General features: G+C 47.5%; 17 protein-coding genes. 7 read left to right on the top strand and 10 right to left on the bottom strand.

Annotated features, from left to right (window positions below; all coding sequences use genetic code 11):
* Positions 1–195 precede the first annotated feature (195 nt).
* A complete protein-coding gene (gene prmA / locus Q3C19_RS03375; RefSeq protein WP_302727240.1) occupies positions 196–1,038 on the bottom strand; it encodes a 50S ribosomal protein L11 methyltransferase in 843 nt (280 codons plus the stop codon).
* A 166-nt stretch (positions 1,039–1,204) separates the two neighbouring features.
* Between prmA and Q3C19_RS03370 the strand changes: the two genes are divergently transcribed.
* The 4 genes from Q3C19_RS03370 to Q3C19_RS03355 all read left to right on the top strand — a co-directional run bounded on the left by Q3C19_RS03370 (position 1,205) and on the right by Q3C19_RS03355 (position 5,161).
* Positions 1,205–1,501, top strand: a complete 297-nt coding sequence (locus Q3C19_RS03370) for a nucleotidyltransferase family protein (RefSeq protein ID WP_071150757.1) — start codon at positions 1,205–1,207, stop codon at positions 1,499–1,501.
* The gene (locus tag Q3C19_RS03365) at positions 1,488–1,883 is read left to right on the top strand and encodes a DUF86 domain-containing protein (protein WP_071149964.1); all 396 of its coding nucleotides are present in this window, start codon (positions 1,488–1,490) and stop codon (positions 1,881–1,883) included. The genes Q3C19_RS03370 and Q3C19_RS03365 overlap by 14 nt, the downstream gene beginning before the upstream one ends.
* A gap of 186 nt (positions 1,884–2,069) precedes the next feature.
* On the top strand, positions 2,070–3,422 hold the full coding sequence (locus Q3C19_RS03360; protein ID WP_302727239.1) for a hypothetical protein: 1,353 nt from the start codon (positions 2,070–2,072) through the stop codon (positions 3,420–3,422).
* A 107-nt stretch (positions 3,423–3,529) separates the two neighbouring features.
* Positions 3,530–5,161 (top strand): TonB-dependent receptor, encoded by a 1,632-nt coding sequence (locus Q3C19_RS03355; RefSeq protein ID WP_302727238.1) that lies wholly within the window; start codon positions 3,530–3,532, stop codon positions 5,159–5,161.
* 148 nt (positions 5,162–5,309) lie between these two features.
* Here the strand turns inward: Q3C19_RS03355 and Q3C19_RS03350 are convergent, their stop codons facing one another.
* From Q3C19_RS03350 to Q3C19_RS03335, 4 genes are read right to left on the bottom strand one after another with little or no spacing between them, the layout of a single operon-like run.
* On the bottom strand, positions 5,310–6,215 hold the full coding sequence (locus Q3C19_RS03350; protein WP_302727237.1) for an outer membrane beta-barrel protein: 906 nt from the start codon (positions 6,213–6,215) through the stop codon (positions 5,310–5,312).
* A 23-nt stretch (positions 6,216–6,238) separates the two neighbouring features.
* The gene (locus tag Q3C19_RS03345) at positions 6,239–6,697 is read right to left on the bottom strand and encodes a DUF6108 family protein (RefSeq protein WP_302727236.1); all 459 of its coding nucleotides are present in this window, start codon (positions 6,695–6,697) and stop codon (positions 6,239–6,241) included.
* A gap of 12 nt (positions 6,698–6,709) precedes the next feature.
* Complete coding sequence (locus tag Q3C19_RS03340; RefSeq protein ID WP_302727235.1) at positions 6,710–7,153, bottom strand: hypothetical protein; 444 nt, start codon at positions 7,151–7,153, stop codon at positions 6,710–6,712.
* Complete coding sequence (locus Q3C19_RS03335) at positions 7,150–7,671, bottom strand: RNA polymerase sigma factor (protein ID WP_022162431.1); 522 nt, start codon at positions 7,669–7,671, stop codon at positions 7,150–7,152. The genes Q3C19_RS03340 and Q3C19_RS03335 overlap by 4 nt, the downstream gene beginning before the upstream one ends.
* A gap of 288 nt (positions 7,672–7,959) precedes the next feature.
* On the opposite strand from Q3C19_RS03335, the gene Q3C19_RS03330 reads away from it, so the two are divergent.
* Both Q3C19_RS03330 and Q3C19_RS03325 read left to right on the top strand, forming a co-directional pair.
* Positions 7,960–9,660: a glycoside hydrolase family 43 protein gene (locus Q3C19_RS03330; protein ID WP_302727342.1), complete on the top strand. Its 1,701-nt coding sequence runs from the start codon at positions 7,960–7,962 to the stop codon at positions 9,658–9,660.
* A gap of 114 nt (positions 9,661–9,774) precedes the next feature.
* Complete coding sequence (locus tag Q3C19_RS03325; protein WP_302727234.1) at positions 9,775–11,376, top strand: glycoside hydrolase 43 family protein; 1,602 nt, start codon at positions 9,775–9,777, stop codon at positions 11,374–11,376.
* 234 nt (positions 11,377–11,610) lie between these two features.
* Here the strand turns inward: Q3C19_RS03325 and Q3C19_RS03320 are convergent, their stop codons facing one another.
* The 3 genes from Q3C19_RS03320 to Q3C19_RS03310 all read right to left on the bottom strand — a co-directional run bounded on the left by Q3C19_RS03320 (position 11,611) and on the right by Q3C19_RS03310 (position 14,206).
* Positions 11,611–12,954, bottom strand: coding sequence for an MFS transporter (locus tag Q3C19_RS03320; RefSeq protein WP_071149955.1), 1,344 nt, complete (start codon positions 12,952–12,954; stop codon positions 11,611–11,613).
* Between the two features lie 222 nt (positions 12,955–13,176).
* Entirely contained in the window at positions 13,177–13,731 is a 555-nt protein-coding gene (locus Q3C19_RS03315) for an NADH peroxidase (protein ID WP_022162436.1), read from the bottom strand.
* 40 nt (positions 13,732–13,771) lie between these two features.
* Positions 13,772–14,206, bottom strand: a complete 435-nt coding sequence (locus Q3C19_RS03310) for a Fur family transcriptional regulator (RefSeq protein WP_071149954.1) — start codon at positions 14,204–14,206, stop codon at positions 13,772–13,774.
* A 243-nt stretch (positions 14,207–14,449) separates the two neighbouring features.
* On the opposite strand from Q3C19_RS03310, the gene Q3C19_RS03305 reads away from it, so the two are divergent.
* Complete coding sequence (locus Q3C19_RS03305; RefSeq protein ID WP_302727233.1) at positions 14,450–16,381, top strand: NAD(+) synthase; 1,932 nt, start codon at positions 14,450–14,452, stop codon at positions 16,379–16,381.
* 5 nt (positions 16,382–16,386) lie between these two features.
* On the opposite strand, the gene Q3C19_RS03300 is transcribed toward Q3C19_RS03305, so the two are convergent.
* Positions 16,387–17,214, bottom strand: coding sequence for a transporter substrate-binding domain-containing protein (locus Q3C19_RS03300; RefSeq protein WP_071149952.1), 828 nt, complete (start codon positions 17,212–17,214; stop codon positions 16,387–16,389).
* Positions 17,215–17,244: 30 nt separating this feature from the next.
* Positions 17,245–19,365, bottom strand: a complete 2,121-nt coding sequence (locus tag Q3C19_RS03295) for a putative porin (RefSeq protein ID WP_288910188.1) — start codon at positions 19,363–19,365, stop codon at positions 17,245–17,247.
* Between the last annotated feature and the right edge of the window lie 301 nt (positions 19,366–19,666).

Below are 19,666 nucleotides of genomic sequence, written 5' to 3'. Positions count from 1 at the left end.
ATATAAGTAGTTGGAATATAAAGTGTTGCAGTTTCCTTCTGTTTCCACGTTAGGAAACTACCGTTTCCTCCTTGGGGAACTGTCGTTCCCTCTTTAGGTTACGGCCGTAACCTCCTTAGGGAACGGGCGTAACCATTAGTGGAAACGGAGGAGAACTCTTGCTTTGGGGCAGGGCAGATTCAATGTCCCGTTCTGTCACTTCTCAAATTGTACGGCTGCCCAGCGGTTTTTCTCTTTGTGATGAACGAAGCGGAGTCCGTTGCGTTCGGCCTCTTCGCGGATGGCAGGAATGTCGTCCGTATAGAAACCGCTCATAAAGAGGCGGGCGCCTGGATTCATGCGCGCCACATAGTGCTTCATGTCGTTCAGCAGGATGTTACGGTTGATGTTGGCTATCACCACATCGAACAGACCCTTGTCGGGCAGGATGGATGCGTCGCCCTGGAATACGCTGATACTATCAACGTGGTTCAGCTCGATGTTTTCGAGCGAATTGCGCACACACCATTCGTCAATGTCGATGGCCGTACAGGGAGCAGCGCCACGCATTCGTGCCAGAATGGCAAGTATCGACGTGCCGCATCCCATGTCGAGCAGCGCTTTGCCTTGAAGGTCGGCTTCCAGCAATTCGCCTATGATGAGGCTGGTGGTTTCGTGGTGTCCTGTTCCGAAGGCCATTTGCGGATTGATGACAATGTCGTATTCTGCCTGAGGTACATCGTGGTGGAAGGTGCTGTGGATGACGCAACGGTTGCCGATGACGATGGGCTGGAAGAAGTTCTTTTCCCATTCTTCGTTCCAGTCCTTGTCTTCTGCTTCCTTATAAGTATAGGTAAGGGTAGTGTCGGCCAGCGGAAAACTGTCCAGTGCCGACTTCAGGGCTTCTTCGTCGTACAGGGCGGTCTGTATGTAGGCAGCTATGCCGCCCTCCTGTTCTACAAAACTTTCGAAGCCGACTTCGCCCAATACGGCGGAGAGGACATCGTTGACTACCTCCGTGCATGGCTCGGTATGGAAGATAAATTCTAAATATTTCATAGGGAATGAGATGTTTTGTTAAACTTGAGGCAAAGGTAGTGCATTTTTTCTAATGCCGAACTTCCTTTTGCCGATTTGATGTGCATGGCTAAAAGTTTGCGCAGGTTTTGTCTGTTTGAAACATTTTATTACCTTTGTGACTGTACAGCTCAGTAAAAGCAAGGAAATGAAAACAAGGGAAGAATACATATCTCTGATAGTGTCCCATGCCGATGACCTAAGAACCAACTTCGGGGTTAAGTCGTTAAGGTTGTTCGGGTCGGTATCGCGTGGCGAGAACCATGAAGGTAGCGATGTGGACGTATGTGTCGATATGGAGCCGAAAGCGTATATGTTGGTAGCATTGAAGCGTTTTCTCAGTAATCTTCTGCAATGTTCTGTTGATGTGGTAAGAATGCACAAGCATATCAATCCTTTTTTGCTTGATGAAATAGAAAGAGATGGAATATATGTCATCAGATAGCCGCATATACGGCATGTTTTGCCAGATAAGGAAAGCGATTCTGCAACTTTTGGAATGGAACGAGGAAGTCCATTCTCCAGAAGACTATTACTCTTCAGCGGAAGGAATGAAAAATCTTGCGGCAAGTTGCATGCTTATTGAAGCTATAGGCGAAGGCATAAAACGTATAGACGACATTACCCGGTCAAAGTTGCTTGTCGAGCGTCCGGAAATACCTTGGATTGATGTTATAGGGATTCGCAATCATATAGCGCATGGATATTTTGATATTGACGGCGACATTGTTTACGATGTCGTAAAGAACAATCTACAGGATTTGCTTCTCGCCGTCGATTACTTTCTAGAGAAAATGAAGCCTTCATTAAACCGGACGGAGGGGTAATGGCTCTTCCTTTTGTTGTCGGGCAGTTGAAATCTCGTCTTTGTTCATTGTTTGTCCTCACCTTTCAGACGGTTTAGGGAAATCCCTATCAATCTTTGGGGAAAAACTGCTGTGTGTAGGGGATTTCGGCATTAACTTTGTAACGCGAAGAAATAGATAGAAATGAAAACTAAAAATAGACGGAATATGAAAAAGATTGTTTTTTTATCGCTTTTGGCTTTTTGCCTTCCGTGGACGCTGGCAGCGCAAAGTATAGATGACGATCTGTACTATGTGCCTTCCAAGAAGCAGGAGGAGAAGAAAGAGCAGGCAGAAGAGGCGAAAGCTCCCGAACGGAAGACGGTAGTGGTGAAGACCAATGCACCTACAACAACCGTCGTTTCGCCTGGCAATACGACAGTAGTAGTTAGAGACCGTAAGGGCAATGTCCGCGACGTGGACGAGTATAACCGCCGTTACGAAGCCGACGATTATGAATTCTCGCAGGAGAACGACACACTCTATATCGACGAGAAAGCCGACGACGGACTGGACGGTGAGTGGGTAAACGGATTCGACGGTTCGGCCGACGAATACGAGTATGCCACGCGCATTATCCGTTTCCGCAATCCGCGTTTTGCCGTCAGCATCAGCAGCCCTTATTACTGGGACATTGTATACGGCCTGAATTCGTGGGAATGGAACGTATATGTCGATGATTTTTATGCTTATGCTTTCCCCACTTTCAGTAATCCGTTGTGGTGGGACTGGCGTTATAGCTCGTATGGCTGGTGGGGATATCCCTATTATGGCTGGGGCTGGAACAGCTGGTACGGTCCTCATTGGGGCTTCGGCTGGGGAGGCTGGTATGGCGGTTGGCATGGTGGCTGGTATGCCGGCTGGCATGGCGGCTGGGGATATCCGCACTATCATTACCCGGCTTGGGGACATTCTTCGTACTGGGGAAATGCTTTGACGCAACGCCGTTCGTACGGAACGAGTCGTGCTTCTTTGGGCAGTCGTCGTAGTTTGGACGGAACCCGCCGTTCGACGGTCAATAGCGGACAGTCGGTACGCCGCAGTGCCGGAACTTCCAGTCAGGTACGCCGTAGTACGTCGGGCACATCGGCACGCCGTGTCGTAGGAACCCGTACTTCGTCTTCCGAACGTTCCAGCTCGTCTTCGGTTCGCTCCAGCTCGTCTTCATTGCGTTCCAGTTCGTCTACCCGGCGTTCTACCTATACACGTCCGAGCAGCACACGCAGCAGTTCGGTGAACAGCAGCACAGGAAGCGTACGTCGCAGTAGTGGCATATCGACCGGAACTTCATCCAGCCGTCCTTCTACTACCTACAGCCGTGGGTCAAGTTCGAGCAATACGCGAACCTATTCGAACGACTACAACCGCAGCAGCGAACGTTCTTATTCTGCTCCTACACGTTCGTCCAGCAGTTCCCGTTCGTCCAGCTTCTCGACAGGAGGCAGCACCCGCTCATCGGGTAGTTTCTCGGGAGGTGGCGGTGGTAGCAGCCGTTCAAGCAGCGGAGGCCGCAGAAGATAAGCGTACGACAGCAAGGTGTGGCAACGTGTCCGGTGACTGGCATCGGGCACGGAGCAACCCCATATGATATAGAAGAATCTGGTATCGAAAAAAAAAGAACGTTAAGTATGAAAAAGAAACTGATGATAATAGCACTTGCCGCATTGGCTTCGGCAGGTGCAAAGGCACAAACCGTATACGATGCAGTAAACATTGCGCAGAAGGACCTGAACGGTACCGCCCGTTTTGTAGGTATGGGAGGAGCCATGGGCGCTTTGGGTGGTGATATCTCCACCATAAGCACCAACCCGGCAGGTATAGGTATCTATCGGAGCAACGATGCGATGGTGACCATGGGCTACTCCATTACCGGTTCGGAGAGCAAGTTCGGAGGCAATACCTTCGAAGCCAATAAAAACCGCTGGAGCTTTGACAATGCCGGATTTGTCATTTCCACCAAAATCGGCAATCTGACACCGTTGCGTTATGTCAACTTTGGCTTTAACTACCACAAGTCCAAATCGTTTTACAAGAATATGACGATGGGCGGTCTGCTGGGCAAAGTGGGCAGTGACTACGTTTCGCAAGTAGCCTCGATGGCTATGCAGGCTACTGACGGAGCCTATGCGTACTATCAGGACTATTCCTCCTATCTGGATTACGGAAAGAGCGACATCTATCGCAACGACTATGCCGGATGGCTGGGATCTATGGGCTTTCAAAGCGGCCTCCTGTTTGAAGACACTGAAACGGAAGCTTATAATACCTATATACCTTATATACCCAGCGAAGCAGACGCTTTGTTCCTGTCGCGCGAGCGGGGCGGTGTAGATGAATACGACTTCAATGTATCGTTCAATGTCAACGACCGTTTCTATTTCGGTGTGACGTTGGGGGCTTATGCCGTAGACTACAGCAAGTACTCTTTCTATGACGAGAACTACCAGTATACTTGGGAAGACGGAAAGCAGTACGAAGAAGGCTATTCGCTGGAAAGCTTCAACCGCATTCACGGAGCAGGAATAGACCTGAAGCTGGGTGCCATTTTCCGCCCGATAGAAGACTCGCCTCTGCGTGTCGGTCTGGCTATACACTCTCCCGTATACTACAAGCTGACTTATACCACCGGTGCTTTGCTGAGTTCTGACCTGTTTTTGCCGGCAGAAGACGGCAGCGAGGTGATGACGCATACAACGGTAGATACGTACAGCGAACTGGGCGGACGGGATATGGACCGTGACTTCGAACTTCAGACCCCGTGGCTGTTCAATGTCAGCCTGGGATATACCGTAGGCTCTTCGCTGGCCTTGGGAGCCGAATATGAATACGAGGATTACTCTTCGATGAAATTCTACTATCCAGGGTCTTCCGAAGAAATGGCATGGGAAACCGGCGAGGCCGATCTTTGCCTGAAAGGGGTAAGTACGTTCCGTCTGGGAGCCGAGTATAAGCCTATACCTGCATTTGCATTCCGTTTGGGCTACAACTACAGCAGTGCGGCTTTCAAGGACGATGCCATCAAGGCACTGCCGACCAATTCGATTAATACCGATACCGACTTTGCCAACAACGAATCGATGAATACGTTTACAATAGGTATCGGCTATCGTGGCTCCAGAGTCTATGCAGACCTGGCTTACAAATATCATACGTATCAGTCGAAGTTTTATCCGTTTGTCGACGATCTGGGCGCGCTTCAGGCAACCAAAGTTTCCAACGACCGCAGCCAGGCATTGCTGACACTGGGTATACGTTTCTAAAGAGACAGGAAATAAATAGCATTACATTTGCAAATAATCTTCATTCCTTCGGGCACGGAAATCCCGGAAAGGTTGCATGCGAATAAAGTATGTATGCAGTCTTTCCGGGTTCCGTGCCCGTTGTGTGTGATATGAGGTGTACTCGTTTTTACCAGTACCAGGCAATACCGAAGGAGTAGGGAGACATTTCGGGACCTTTATCCTTTTGGAACAGACTGGTAGTAGAATAGCGCAAGTACAGACCGAAATCACCATATCCGGCTTGTGCCAGCAGATTGACACCTACAGGATTGACATACATGTCTTTGCCCATTCTTTGCTTTTTTCCGCCGTTGATGTGGGTGAACGACTTTACGCCGTGGCGGATTTCAAACTCCGGACCTATGTTGAAGAAAAGTTTGTTGCTTCTTCCCAGCCTTTGTTGCCACTCCAATGTGATAGGAATACGGAAGAAGAAATGGCGGAGCCGGCTGCTGCTATAGCTGTTTTCTTCGTCGCCTTCAGCAAAATAGCTCTGTCCGTCGGCTTTGAGCAGGGCCCGGTTGCCGTCGAAACTGAATGAGCGGTAGCCCCAATTGACGCCAAAGTTCAGTCCCCAATGAGGATTCTTCTTGAAGTTGTGGCACAGGGAGATGACATTAAATCCGAATTCCCACGAACGGGACAGGTTCAGGTCGGCTTTCGCACTGTTGTCGAAAGAGAGGAAGTCGTTGCCCATTCTGCTGTATCCGATGAAGATACCGGAGTTATGCGGTTCATAGGCATTGTCTTTCTTCTTTTGGGGGATGAAGGGCAAGGCGTCGAGGAAAGTGCGTTTGTCCGATTCTACACGTTCCAGATAGACACCTTCGTATATTTCCACTTCTTTTGATTCTCCGTCGGTGGGCTGTTCTTCATATACACGGATACGCATGTTGCCGCTTCCTTTGCGGATGATGATGGAGTCGCCCTCGGTAGTGATGGTGGCACGCTGTGACGGGACGGTTTGTTGTGCTGTGGCATAGCTTGCCGCCATGGAGAGCAGGCAGGCAAAAATTACATTCTTTGTCTTCATATTGTTTTCTTATGTTTTTGGTTTTATTGTTCTTTATATAGCATATTCATCAGCTCTTCTTCGTTGAGGCTGCCTTCGATGTAGACTAAGGTGGCTGTGGTCTTCTGGCCCAGTTTGAAGATGATGTACCGTTGTTTGTCGTCCGAAGGATGCAGTTGGTAGTAGGCACTGCGCAGTATTCCGTCTTCCATTACTTCCTGGGTCTTATTGACCTGTCCGGGCTGTTCCTTGTCATGCTTCAGGCATTTCTGGATTTCTGCCAGATAGGGAGTAACGTCTTTGAAGACAAGACTCCGGTATTTGGACATTTTGTAAGACTTCAGTATCTTGCCGTTCAGTTCGACCATGGTGACGTTCTGTCGGTCGCCGTATTTTTCGAATAGGGTCGAAATCTGAAGTCCTTCCTGAGCCTGTAGCCTGTAGGATGAGAGGCATAACCCGAGGGACAGGAGCAATACATATTTATATAGTAATCGTTTCATGGCTTTGTATGATTAGAATTGAAACAACAAATCATTGATTTCTTCGTCGGTGAAGTGTACGTTCTGCAAGGCTTCCATGGCTTTTTCCTTTATAAGTGCTTCGTCCGTATAACGCTTTCCGTTGATGATGACGTAGTTTTCAGAAGCATTGGGCACTGGAAACAGTTGCATGTTGCCTATGAACAAGGCTATTGAGGCGGCGGCACCACCCAAGAAGTAAAGCCAGCGACGCCGTTTGAGCGAATAGGATTGCACGGGGGCGGTCTTCTTCTTCTCTGCCTCTGATTGTTCAAGGCGGAACTTTTGTGCTTCCTGGTCCAGACAAGCGAACAGGGGACGGTAGACTTGCAGTTCTTCCGGCACTTCTTCCTCGGCAAAGAAGCGTCGCAGCTCGCGTTCTTCTTCGCAGGATGTTTCGCCGTCGAAGTATTTGTTTAGTAACTCGTTAATTTTCATTGTTCGTTTCTCCTTTTTCTTGCTTGTATGGTTTGCAGATATGTATCTCTCACTTTTTTGCGGGCTCTCGACAGATTGCTCCGTATGGCTTCGGCCGAGCATCCGGTTATTTCTGCTATTTCGTCAGTTTCATACTCTTCGATGTCTTTCATCTGCATGATGGTGCGTTGCAGGGGTGGCAGCGATTGTATGATGGTACGCATCAGCTTTATTTCGTCTTTTATCTCCAGTAGCTGTTCCGGAGTTGCTTCGGAAGTGCTGTTGGACACATTGTCCAGCGAAACGTATTCGTTTCGCCGGGTTCGCCAGAGGTCCATGCACAGGTTGTGAACCAATGTCATGGCGAAGGCTTCGATGCTGCGGTATTGCTCCAGTTCTGCTCGGCGGTTCCATAGTCTGAGCATGGTTTCCTGCACGGCATCTTCGGCATCATCCGGGTCATCGGTCAGTCTTCGGGCATAGTTCAGCAACTTGCTGCGAAGCGGAAGTACGGCTATTTTAAATTGTTTTAGTTCCATTTTTCATTGGTAAGACGAACAGAAAAGCCAAACGTGACATCAAAGATGGTATTTTTTTGCCTGATTACTTACACTCACGTAACATTTTCTTTCGTTGGTGTTACATCCGGAACTTTTTTTAATGATGATATATAGACGAAAGTTTCTGTAACAAAATTATGCTGCCGGTATAGAACAGAACGTTTATCTTTGAAGGAGAAATTTAAGAAAAGCGATATATTCATTAATCAATTTAATCACATGAAAACATCCAAATTTAATTTTGAATGGTTGTGCAACCGGAAGACCATGGCGGTGCTTGCCTGCCTGTTCTTGGCTTCGGGAGTTTCGGTTGAGGCCAAAGAGAAAGCGCCGAAAAACGCGCCGGTATTTACCAATTTCGTCTATCAGGGCGATGACAAAATCTATAAGGAAAATCCGTTGCAGCCGGGTGAATTCTATAATCCGATTTTGCAGGGATGCTATCCCGACCCAAGCATTACGCGCAAGGGAGGCGATTATTATCTGGTCAATTCATCCTTTGCCATGTTTCCGGGTGTGCCTATTTTCCATTCGACCGACTTGGTGAACTGGAAGCAGATTGGCCACGTGCTCGACCGTGAGTCTCAGTTGAAGGTGGAAGACTGCGGCATCAGTGCAGGAGTATATGCTCCGGCTATATCTTATAATAAGAATAATGATACTTTCTACATGATAACTACTCAGTTCTCGGGTGGCTTTGGCAACATGGTTGTGAAGACACAAGACCCGATGAAAGGCTGGAGTGATCCTATCAAGTTGCAGTTCGGCGGTATTGATCCCTCACTGTTCTTCGACGATAACGGAAAGGCTTACCTGGTACACAATGATGCACCGGACAGAGGAAAAGAACAATACGAAGGGCACCGTGTCATTAAGATTTGGGATTATGATGTCGAGAACGACCGTGTGATTCCGGGTACTGATAAAATCATTGTTGACGGTGGTGTAGACATCAAGAAGAAACCCATCTGGATTGAAGGTCCGCACATTTATAAAAAGGACGGACGTTACTACCTGATGTGTGCCGAAGGCGGTACAGGCGGTTGGCACAGTGAAGTGATTTTTGTGGCAGACGATCCGAGAGGTCCTTATACGCCCGCTCCTTCCAATCCCATCCTGACCCAACGTTATTTCCCGCAGAATCGTGCCAACAAGGTAGACTGGGCTGGACATGCCGACTTGGTAGAAGGTCCGGACGGCAAGTATTACGGTGTGTTCCTAGCTATTCGTCCTAATGAAAAGGACATGGTGAATGCCGGTCGTGAGACATTCATCCTGCCTGTAGACTGGAGCGGCGACTTCCCCGTATTCGAGAATGGTTTGATTCCTTTGGAATGCAAGCTGAAACTGCCGAAAGGTGTTGAATATAAGGCTGGCAAAGACGGTTTCTTCCCGAACGGTAACTTCAAGTTCGAAGACAGTTTTGCTTCAGACAGTCTGGACCTGCGTTGGATAGGTCTGCGTGGCCCTCGTGAGAAGTTCATTTCTATCGCCAAGAAAGGAGGTCTGCAGATTACTCCGTTTGCAACCAATATTAAAGAGGTAAAACCGACTTCTACCTTGTTCTATCGTCAGCAGCACAGCAGCTTCTCGGCTTCGACAACACTGAAGTTCAAGCCTAAAGCCGAAAACGAACTGGCCGGACTGACTTGCTATCAGAACGAACGTTTCAACTATGTATTTGGTGTGACCAAGAAGGATAAGGACTATCTGCTCGTATTGGCAAAGACAGCTAAAGGCCAGACTACGATTGTAGCAAGTACGAAAATCGACGTGGAGGCTCCTGTTTCCTTGCAGGTAGTGGCCGATGGTAACGATTATCGTTTCAACTATGCTGTCGAAGGTGGCGAATACACCAATCTGGGCGGAACCGTTTCGGGCGATATTCTTTCGACAAATGTAGCAGGCGGATTTACCGGCAGCCTGATTGGACTGTATGCTACACTGACCAATGATATTCGTCCGTAAGCAATTGCTGTACCTGAAAACAAACTGTCGGTTTAGTCGGTCGCATTAAACCGACAGCTTAGTACGGATAAACCTGATTTAAACTACTGTGAAACCCGAATAAAACAATATACGATGAAGAAAATTATAGTTTCATTAATGCTCCTGTCTTCGCTTGGAAGTTACGGAGCACAGCTTCAGGCATTGCAAGCACCTGCGGACACCACGGAGTTTGTCAATCCCATGATGTGGGCCGATGTGCCCGACCCGGATGTAATCCGTGTAGGAGACGATTTCTATCTGGTCAGTACAACCATGCACCTGATGCCCGGTGCGCCGGTCATGCACTCGAAGGATTTGGTCAATTGGGAGATAGCCAGTTATGTATTCGACAAGCTGACGGACACTCCGCGCTACGACCTGAAAGAAGGTACGGCTTACGGACGCGGACAGTGGGCAACCTCTATCCGTTACCATAAGGGAAAGTTCTATCTGTATTTCTCGCCCAACGACCAGCCTTACAGAGGGTATGTATACACAACAACCGATCCGAAAAAGGGGTGGACACTGGCTGCGCGCACACCGCACTTTCACGATGCTTCGCTCTTCTTCGATGACGATGACAAGGTATACGTGTTCTACGGAACAGGCGAGATGCGCGAGTTGAAACCCGACTTGTCAGACGTAATGCCTGGCAGTAAGCCTATCAAGGTGTTCGAACGCGATGCAAGCGAAAACGGTTTGCTCGAAGGTAGCCGTTTCATCAAGCACGATGGCAAGTACTATCTGCTGATGATTTCCTGGCCCCGGGGCGGGAAACGCCGTCAGGTATGCTACCGTGCCGACAACATTACAGGACCGTATGAAAAGAAAGTTATCCTGGAGAGCGATTTCGGTGGCTTCCCCTACGTAGGCCAGGGAACGATTGTCGACGACAGTAAGGGCAACTGGTACGGGGTCATCTTCCAAGACAGAGGCGGAGTAGGACGTGTACTTACCCTGATGCCTTGCCGTTGGATTGACGGTTGGCCGATGCTGGGCGATGAAAACGGACGTGTACCTTTGACGATGAAGAAGCCTGTACAGGGTTGTCCTACCATTCCGTTGGTGGTAAGCGATTCGTTCGATGCCGATAAGCTGGACATTCATTGGCAATGGAACCACAATCCGGTGAATGAAGCCTGGTCGCTGACAGACCGCTCGGGATTCTTGCGTTTGAAGACGTCAAGGGTGGTCGATAACATCTTCCTAGCTCCCAACACGCTGACACAACGTATGGAAGGTCCGCAATGTAGCGGAGTTGTTGCATTGGACATTTCGCACATGAAGGATGGCGACATTTCCGGATTCTCGGCCTTTAATGGCGATTCCGGTCTGCTGTCCATTATTGCAGAAGGAAATAAGCGTTATCTGACCATGTCTACCGCCGTAGTGAAGTTGCGCGACTCTGATAAAGCTGTCTTGGGAGTAGATGCTGAAGAAAAAGAACGTGTAGAGTTGAAGCAGGATAAGATTTATCTGCGTATCGATGCTGACTTCCGTGTCCACAAAGACATCGCTGCTTTCTATTACAGTCTTGACAATAAGAACTGGAAGAAGATAGGTACGGACTTCAAGATGATATTTGATTATCGCAGATTCTTCATGGGTACCAAGTTCGGTATCTTCAACTATGCGACGAAACAACTTGGTGGTTATGTCGACGTGGATTTCTTTAACTATACCCGAATACAATAAGGTGTATCATAAACAAAGCATATCCGCAAGCTAAGGAATATGCAACAAAACAGAAGAGGGTGAGGCCTAAGGTTTCACCCTCATTCTTTTTGGTATAAAACCAACCAGGTTTTCGTACAAAACCAGGCTTGTTTTCAATGAAAACCTGACTTGTTTTTATGTAAAACCCGACTTGTTTTTGTGCAAAACCAGGCTCGTTTTTACACAAAACCTGCCAGGTTTTTATATAAGACCTTACTTGGTCGTTTTCTGAGTCATCTTGGCATAAATGATGAGAGCGATGGCCGAGATGGCACCGATACCGGTGAACCAATACCAGATGTAATGTGCGTTTGCCGATGCTGCCTCCCATTCTGCGGTAGTGTCGAACAGGGCAGGGTCGGGGCAGTAGGCTGTAAGCAGTATACCCGACAGACCGAAGCCCAGCACAGATGCCAGGAATGAGTGCAGATGGCTGAAGCCCAGATACAGTCCTTCTTCTCCTTTAGGAGCCTGTAGCGAAAAGAATTCCATATAGCGCGGAGAGATGAAGCACTCGGCTATGGCCTGTACGGCAATACCGGCAATCATCATGACGGTGATAGGATGCATGCCCATAATGTCACCGCTAAAGAGATTTCCTGCCGCCATAATCAGTGCCGACAGCGGAATGAGGAACATGCCTACGGTCATCGAGGTCAAAGCCTTGCGGCGTGCCATCAGCCGGGTGACAAGGTTGACCAGCAAGACGACAACAAACGGATTGACATTGGCTATCCAGCCCGGACGAGCCGTCTCGCCAGCCATACGGATGACATACTTGGGCATGGTGGCGTACATCTGATGCTGAATCATCCAGAAACCTGTAACAATCAGTATCAGGAGCAGCAGACGCCCGTTGGTGAATACTTTGCCCAATCCTTTGAAAACTTCGGCCATGCTTTTTCCCTGTCCACTTGTGTTGGTTGAGTGGAAAAACAGGAAGATGGTGGCTAACGCTACGAAACATAAGGTGGCCGACAGAAAGTTGATATAGATATAAGCCTCATCGCCTACGATCGAGCGGAGCGGATCGACGAAACACTTTCCCGTGAAGGCACCGATGTTGACCATCATATAGAAGATGGAGTAACCGCGTGCCCGGGTTTCCGAAGTCGTCTCGCGTGCTACCGAAGCCGAAATGATGGACTTGATGAACGAGCCGCCTACGACGAGGATAATCATAATGGGTACGATGAGCATGCGCAGGTTGCTGGTCTCAATACCCGTAAACTGGGTTTTCTCACCATACACTACCAGTCCCGATGATTCGAGCATCAAAGGGAGCATCCCCAAGCCCAGATAACCGATAGTCAGCAGGGTGAAGGCTATCAGAATAGCTTTCCGGTAACCTATTTTGTCGGCAAAGGCACCGGTAAACATGGGCAGAAAATAAAGTCCGCCCGAGAATAAACCTGATATCAGACTGGCTTCGAGGTCGTTGAAACCAAGCGTGTTGGACAAATAAAGGGTAATTACGATAAAAATGGCATAGTAGGCCATACGTTCAAACAGCTCGGAGGCGTTGGCTGTCCAAAAGGCGCGCGAGAATTTGATCATTTAAATAAGAGTTTTTTTATGGTTTGTAATCAATCATTTTTCCGGTTGCAAAGATAATTTAAACCAAGTGGAATAAAAAATGAAAATATCTTTTTGGGGGGTATTGTCCGAGAAGCAAAAATAAAACTGGTTCCAACCCGAGCATGTGCCCTATGAGTTGGAACCAGTATAGTTTATCACGTTGAGTGATATTTATCAGATAGTTAGGCTACTAATATCTATTTATTTGAAATAGCGGTTGTACAGGCCTTCGAAACCTTTACCGTGACGAGCCTCGTCCTTAGCCATTTCGTGAACTGTATCGTGGATAGCATCCAGATTCAGTGCTTTGGCACGAGTAGCGATACGCTTCTTGTCTTCGCAAGCGCCAGACTCAGCGTTCATTCTCTTTTCAAGGTTGGTCTTGGTGTCCCATACGCAGTCGCCCAGCAGTTCAGCGAATTTAGCAGCATGTTCAGCTTCTTCCCAAGCATAACGTTTGAAGGCTTCAGCTACTTCAGGATAGCCTTCGCGGTCAGCCTGACGGCTCATAGCCAAGTACATACCAACTTCTGTACATTCGCCCATGAAGTGGTTGTTCAGGTCCTTGATCATTTCGTCGTCGCAACCTTTGGCTACACCGATAACATGTTCGTCAGCGAATGTCAAAGGACCGCCAGCTACAGCTTCTTCTACTTCTACAAACTTGCTTGCAGGTGCTTTACACAAAGGGCATTTCTCGGGAGCTGCGTCTCCTTCATATACGTAACCGCAGACTGTACATCTAAACTTTTTCATTTTTCTCAGATTTTAAATTAATTAGTTGAAATTACTTTAGTTATCTCTTGTTTGTTTCTTGTTCTTCAATACAATGTTTGCAAATACCTTTGAAATAGTAGTGCATCTCGTGCACGCTATGTCCTTCTACATTCATTTCTTCTGTTGGTTGGTTGGCTATTTGTGTACCCAAATCATAAATCTTCCCACACCGTTTGCACAGAAAATGCGCATGAGGAGCCGTATCGGCATCATAGCATGTATTCCGCTCATCTATCGTCAGGGTCAAGGCCGCACCTTGTTCGCTCAACAGCTTCAATGTATTGTATACAGTGGTCTTCGACAAGGTCGGAATTTCCGGAGAGAGTGCTGTATAGATGTCGTCTACTGTAGGATGTGTGCAATGTTCCATCAGGTATTTCATAATAGCAATACGTTGAACTGATGGTTTAATGTTATGCACTTGCAGACGTTCTATGACATTTATACTCTCCATTAAAATCTTCAAACTTGTAATGATTACATTTTTAATTCTTTTGCAAAGATAGTCACTTCCTGGAAATATCCAAAAGATTTTGGTGAAAAAACAAAGTTTATCTCTATTTTTGCATTTTATAATATAATAATGTGGTTATCTGCAAATTTCGGTAAATGCTCAGTGAGGACATTGGACTTTGGGCAATCAGTTCGCCGTTTGGGGCTGGAAGGGTAGCAGATATTCATTATAACTATATAGAATATGAATTACGGATATGTAAAAGTGGCGGCTGCCATTCCTTGTGTCAAGGTGGCAGACTGCAAGTTTAATGCAGGACAGATAGAAAAGCAAATTATCATTGCCGAAGGAAAAGGTGTTCAGATTATCACTTTTCCGGAACTGAGTATCACAGGGTATACTTGTGGTGACCTGTTTGCCCAGCAACTTCTGATAGAAGAAGCTGAAATGGGTTTGATTCAGATTGTAAACAATACACGCCAGCTTGACATTATTTCGATTGTCGGGATGCCTGTTGCTCTGAATGGCTCGTTACTGAATGCGGCAGTAGTTATTCAGAAAGGAAAAGTGCTGGGCGTAGTGCCTAAGACATATTTACCCAATTATAAAGAGTTTTACGAGAAGCGCTGGTTTACTTCGGCTTGTGAGATAAAGGACGACTCTGTTCGCTTATGCGGCCAGGTGGCTCCCTTAGGAAAGAATCTGTTGTTCGAAACTTCTGATACGACTTTTGGCATAGAAATCTGTGAGGATCTGTGGGCCCCCGTTCCACCGAGTTCTATGTTGGCTTTGCAGGGAGCCGAAATTGTGTTCAATATGTCGGCCGATACGGAAGCGATAGGTAAACATGCTTATCTTCGTTCGCTCATCAGTCAGCAGTCGGCCCGTTGCATTGCCGGATATGTATTTAGTTCGTGCGGTTTTGGTGAGTCTACGACCGATGTTGTTTTTGCCGGCAATGGGTTGATTTATGAGAATGGCACTTTGCTGGCGGCAAGCAAGCGTTTCTCGTTCGAAGAACAGATTGTTATCAGCGAGATTGATGTAGAATATCTGCGAACCGAGCGTAGGGTGAATACAACGTTTGCAACGTGCCGTTCGTATACGCCGCTTGATGCTCCCGTGTCGCGTATCTCTACGGAATATGTGAACAGTAAGGAATTGAACCTGACCCGTACGTTTGACGCTCATCCGTTTGTGCCGCAGGGACCTACGCTGGACGAACGTTGCGAGGAGATTTTTGCTATTCAGACTTCGGGACTTGCACAGAGGCTGCAACACACTCATGCTAAAAGTGCCGTTGTGGGCATTTCGGGCGGATTGGACTCTACATTGGCCTTATTGGTATGCGTAAGGACTTTCGATAAACTGGGATGGTCGCGCAAAGGGATTGTAGGTGTGACTATGCCTGGATTTGGTACTACCGACCGTACACATACCAATGCGGTAGAACTGATGAATTCGTTGGGAGTTACAGTACGCGAGGTAAGCATTAAGGAAGCTTGCATTCAGCATTTCAAGGATATAGACCATGACATAAACGTGCACGATGTGGTATATGAAAATTCGCAGGCCCGTGAACGTACTCAGATACTGATGGATATCGCCAACCAGACTTCCGGACTGGTGATCGGTACAGGCGACCTGTCAGAGCTGGCTTTGGGATGGGCTACTTACAATGGAGACCACATGTCCATGTATGGGGTTAACGGAAGTGTTCCCAAAACATTGGTAAAACATCTGGTGAAGTGGGTAGCAGAGAATGGTATGGACGAAACATCGCGTGCAACTCTGCTCGATATTGTAGATACACCCATCAGTCCGGAGCTGATTCCTGCCGACGAAGCCGGTAACATCAAGCAGATTACCGAAGACTTGGTAGGCCCTTACGAATTGCATGACTTTTTCCTTTATTATTTCCTGCGTTGCGGTTTCCGTCCTTCCAAGATATATCTGTTGGCAACACGCACCTTTAAGGGCGTTTACGATGACGAAACCATCAAGAAGTGGTTGTCGACTTTCTTCCGTCGCTTCTTTAACCAGCAGTTCAAGCGTTCTTGTCTGCCTGATGGTCCGAAGGTGGGAAGCATTGCCATCAGCCCTCGTGGCGATTGGAGGATGCCAAGCGATGCCTCTTCCAGTGCATGGCTGAAAGAAATTGAAGCCTTAGGTTGATTTTCCTAAGGCTTCAAATAATATTTCTGATATAGCTTCTTGTATGTCTGGGTCTTCTTGAAAGTATCGAGCCAGGTGTTGAGACTATCCAGCAGGGCTGGTGACTGTTTGCTGACCGCCCAGGAATAGAACTGCGTAAAACTGATGTCGGTAGAAATATCAATTTGAGGCAGGCTGTCGATAGCCATGCGGGCTATGCTTTCGTTACATACGGCATAATCAATGTCACCGTGTGCTACCATCGCTATCAGTTGTTCAGGTCCGTATTTCTCTATTTCTTTTATATAGATTGTGTCGGCTATCTCATGACTCAGGTTGCGGATGCGCAGAATCGAAGGAGCGTCTTTGACTACGTGCAGTGTCTTTCCGGCCAGTTCCAGTTGATTTTTGATGAACAAGGCTGAGTCTTGCGAAGTATGTGGCTTGCGTTGTACCAGCACTTCTTTGTTCAGCGCAATCGGATGGGTGAGCAAGAGCGAGTCCTTCAGTTCGCTGGTGGCAAGGACATCGTAAGCTATCACGTCAAACTTCCCTTCGGCCAGTCCTTGCAGCCGTTTCTCAAAACTCATTTCAGGAGTGATGACTGTTTTCAGGCTGTGGTCGCGTGCGAATGCTTCAATCAGTTCGTAGTGGAATCCGGATAATGTATCGCCGTTAACAAAGAAACTGATGGAATTGTATTCGGTTGCCACATGGATGGTGCCTTCGCCTGCTATCTCATGATAGTCGCGGGGATGGGTGACTTGTTTTTCTTTCGAAGGAAGAAGAAACGTGGCAATCAGCGTTGCAACGATTCCGAGTACAAGATATTTCAGTAATTTCTTCTTGTTCATGGATGGGTTTCTAGCTCTTTCTTTGATAAATTAATCATAGAAGTTCCACGATACACCCAGTTTCAGCAGACGGGGGTTGATGGGGTGGTGCGGAACAAGGAAATAGTTGCGGTTGCCCATACCAGCGTTGACGTGATACATCATGACGAAGATACGTGTACGCTTCAACTGCAGATTGGCATAGACATTGACTATCGGGTAACCACCAATTTTCACCTGATCATCGGCTGCCTGAAGGGTGAACTGCTGGATAGCCGGGGTGTATGCAGGTGCATGGTATTCGGTGAAGTAGCGTACGTCGGCTCCCAGTTGAACAGTCAAGACTTTCTTGGCAATCTTGGTCAGCAGATAGAAGTTGTGGTAAAGAGAAAGTTGCGGTAACGGCAGGACTGTCTCGTTACTCGATTTCTGCCAGGTGACTTCATTGTCCAGATGGAAAATACCAAGTTTGAAGTCCTGTTTCAGTGTAGCATCAATCACCTGGATGTTGCCACTGTTTTGGGCAGGTAATGCATGCTGATTGAAGTAAGTATAGTTCTTTATGTTTTCTACACCGGCCCGCAGGTTGGTTCTCCAGCGGTCGATGTTCAGCTCGCCTTCGACACGGGTACGGAACTCTTTATCCATATTGTCATTGTCCCAATAGAAGTGGTTGGAGTGATAATGACGCATATAGAAAGAGGGCAATGTATTCGTGATGTAGCCGCGTGCATAAAGGTTGACGGTGTCTTTCCATAAACGGAAATTCAGATCCAAATCGCCGTGCACACGGAACTGTCCCAATGCCTTGTCTACGATACCTACCTCGCCGTCTACTCTGTAGTGCAAGGTCTTTCCTTCGCGTTTGGCCAGTTCGCCTCCTACATACACTTCCTGTTCGGTGTACTGGCTGAGTGGGCGGGGAGCTGTAATCAACGTGTCACCCATCATCTCGTATCGGCTGAATTTATGTGAGATGTAGGCTGTAAGTCCGGCCTTGGCATATTTGTTGAATCCTTCGAGCAGAGCTATACCGAATGTATTTTTCACACTGAACGCAACTGTCGAGTCGTTACTGAATCCGTTCTGGTAATAAGTACGGTTGTACATGCCATCGGTTTCGCTTCCGGCACGGTAGCGATGGCTGGAGCGTTCTATTTTCAGTGTATGGATGAAGCTGGTGACCGGAACAAATTCCGTGGTAACCGTCGTGTCCTGTGGCACAGGCGGAATGCTGTCGCCCTGTTGTGCCATAGCTTTCATCTGCTGATTGTCTTTCTTCTCTTCTACTTTGACTGTTTCGCGTTCGAAGCCAAGGCGGTAGCGATGAGTCAGGTAGACGTAGAAATTATGGTTACGGTTGGAGGTCTGCTCCATCTTGACAGGAATGTTGGTCGATTCATATTCCTGTTTGCCTTCCGACATGTTTTCCGGACGGGTAATGTACTGGTCATCGGCAATACCACCGTTTTCGTTCATCTTCATGAAGAAGTTGTTGTACATAGCCTGCAGCTGATACTTCTGGCCGATGTAACTGGCGAAAAGTCCTGCATTGAAATGGGCTGTAGACTGGTTGGCGTAGTAGCCGCGGCCATACAGATAGTCGATATTGAATCCGAAAGCCAACCGTTTGTTGGCGTTGACCGAAAAATACGATTTAAACCGTTCTTCTCCGTTTATTTTGCTTCCGGCTTTGTAGTAAGTCAGGTTGCTGTAGGGGATGTTACTGTTGGTAAAGTTGAGCTGATCCGGACGGAAGAAGAAACTGGAGAAAGGTTCTATAAAAATGGTCGGTGCTTCCTCTTGTCCCCGTTCGAAGAAGAGGCGTGACATGCGGGGAGAACCCAAATTACCCAGATAGTTATAGTGTCCGTTCATTCCTTCCACCAAATTGGTGTTCTGGAAGTTGAGGGTTACGGTGTCTACTGGTACAATGGTCCGGTCGCCCAGTTTTTCACTCAAATGCCACATGTATAGTTTAGGAGGAAGGCTTTCGATCTGGGTACTTGTGCTGTCTGTCAGGTTGTCTGGCTGCGTACTAGGATCGACCTGATTACCATACTGATCGCGCATTGTTGTACCCGAATTGACGGGAGTGAGGGTATTTTGTGCCTTCAGTCCCAAAGTCCCTATAATGGCTAATAATATATATGTCAGTACAAATCTTCTCATAATTAGGCGCAAAGATACAATAAATTCTTATTCGCATCTTTAATTCTCCCTTTTTTACTTCTTTTTTAGGATTGGAAGTCAGTAAGTGCTGGCCCAGGCGCATAACTGAAGAAAAATAGTGCACTACCTACTGCACTATGAGTGCAACAGGTAGTGCACTGTCGGTGCAGTAGTTATTGCACTGTAAGTGGAAGGTTGGGCGGTGGAGAGGGGCTAAGAGAAGAAATGTCTTTTCTTGATTTTAATCAGATGCTTTGGGGTTTAATATACTATATCAGTAGACAGTTTTTGGAAACTATCT

The organism is Bacteroides sp. ET489 (assembly GCF_030518095.1).
Taxonomy (GTDB): Bacteria; Bacteroidota; Bacteroidia; order Bacteroidales; family Bacteroidaceae; genus Bacteroides; species Bacteroides ndongoniae.
This window is presented reverse-complemented; position numbering and strand designations above follow the sequence as displayed.

Excerpts from the sequence above, each read along its gene's own strand:
- prmA (WP_302727240.1), bottom strand. The coding sequence starts at position 1,038 with ATGAAATATTTAGAATTTATCTTCCATACCGAGCCATGCACGGAGGTA.
- Q3C19_RS03370 (WP_071150757.1), top strand. The coding sequence starts at position 1,205 with ATGAAAACAAGGGAAGAATACATATCTCTGATAGTGTCCCATGCCGAT.
- Q3C19_RS03365 (WP_071149964.1), top strand. The coding sequence starts at position 1,488 with ATGTCATCAGATAGCCGCATATACGGCATGTTTTGCCAGATAAGGAAA.
- Q3C19_RS03360 (WP_302727239.1), top strand. The coding sequence starts at position 2,070 with ATGAAAAAGATTGTTTTTTTATCGCTTTTGGCTTTTTGCCTTCCGTGG.
- Q3C19_RS03355 (WP_302727238.1), top strand. The coding sequence starts at position 3,530 with ATGAAAAAGAAACTGATGATAATAGCACTTGCCGCATTGGCTTCGGCA.
- Q3C19_RS03350 (WP_302727237.1), bottom strand. The coding sequence starts at position 6,215 with ATGAAGACAAAGAATGTAATTTTTGCCTGCCTGCTCTCCATGGCGGCA.
- Q3C19_RS03345 (WP_302727236.1), bottom strand. The coding sequence starts at position 6,697 with ATGAAACGATTACTATATAAATATGTATTGCTCCTGTCCCTCGGGTTA.
- Q3C19_RS03340 (WP_302727235.1), bottom strand. The coding sequence starts at position 7,153 with ATGAAAATTAACGAGTTACTAAACAAATACTTCGACGGCGAAACATCC.
- Q3C19_RS03335 (WP_022162431.1), bottom strand. The coding sequence starts at position 7,671 with ATGGAACTAAAACAATTTAAAATAGCCGTACTTCCGCTTCGCAGCAAG.
- Q3C19_RS03330 (WP_302727342.1), top strand. The coding sequence starts at position 7,960 with ATGGCGGTGCTTGCCTGCCTGTTCTTGGCTTCGGGAGTTTCGGTTGAG.
- Q3C19_RS03325 (WP_302727234.1), top strand. The coding sequence starts at position 9,775 with ATGAAGAAAATTATAGTTTCATTAATGCTCCTGTCTTCGCTTGGAAGT.
- Q3C19_RS03320 (WP_071149955.1), bottom strand. The coding sequence starts at position 12,954 with ATGATCAAATTCTCGCGCGCCTTTTGGACAGCCAACGCCTCCGAGCTG.
- Q3C19_RS03315 (WP_022162436.1), bottom strand. The coding sequence starts at position 13,731 with ATGAAAAAGTTTAGATGTACAGTCTGCGGTTACGTATATGAAGGAGAC.
- Q3C19_RS03310 (WP_071149954.1), bottom strand. The coding sequence starts at position 14,206 with ATGGAGAGTATAAATGTCATAGAACGTCTGCAAGTGCATAACATTAAA.
- Q3C19_RS03305 (WP_302727233.1), top strand. The coding sequence starts at position 14,450 with ATGAATTACGGATATGTAAAAGTGGCGGCTGCCATTCCTTGTGTCAAG.
- Q3C19_RS03300 (WP_071149952.1), bottom strand. The coding sequence starts at position 17,214 with ATGAACAAGAAGAAATTACTGAAATATCTTGTACTCGGAATCGTTGCA.
- Q3C19_RS03295 (WP_288910188.1), bottom strand. The coding sequence starts at position 19,365 with ATGAGAAGATTTGTACTGACATATATATTATTAGCCATTATAGGGACT.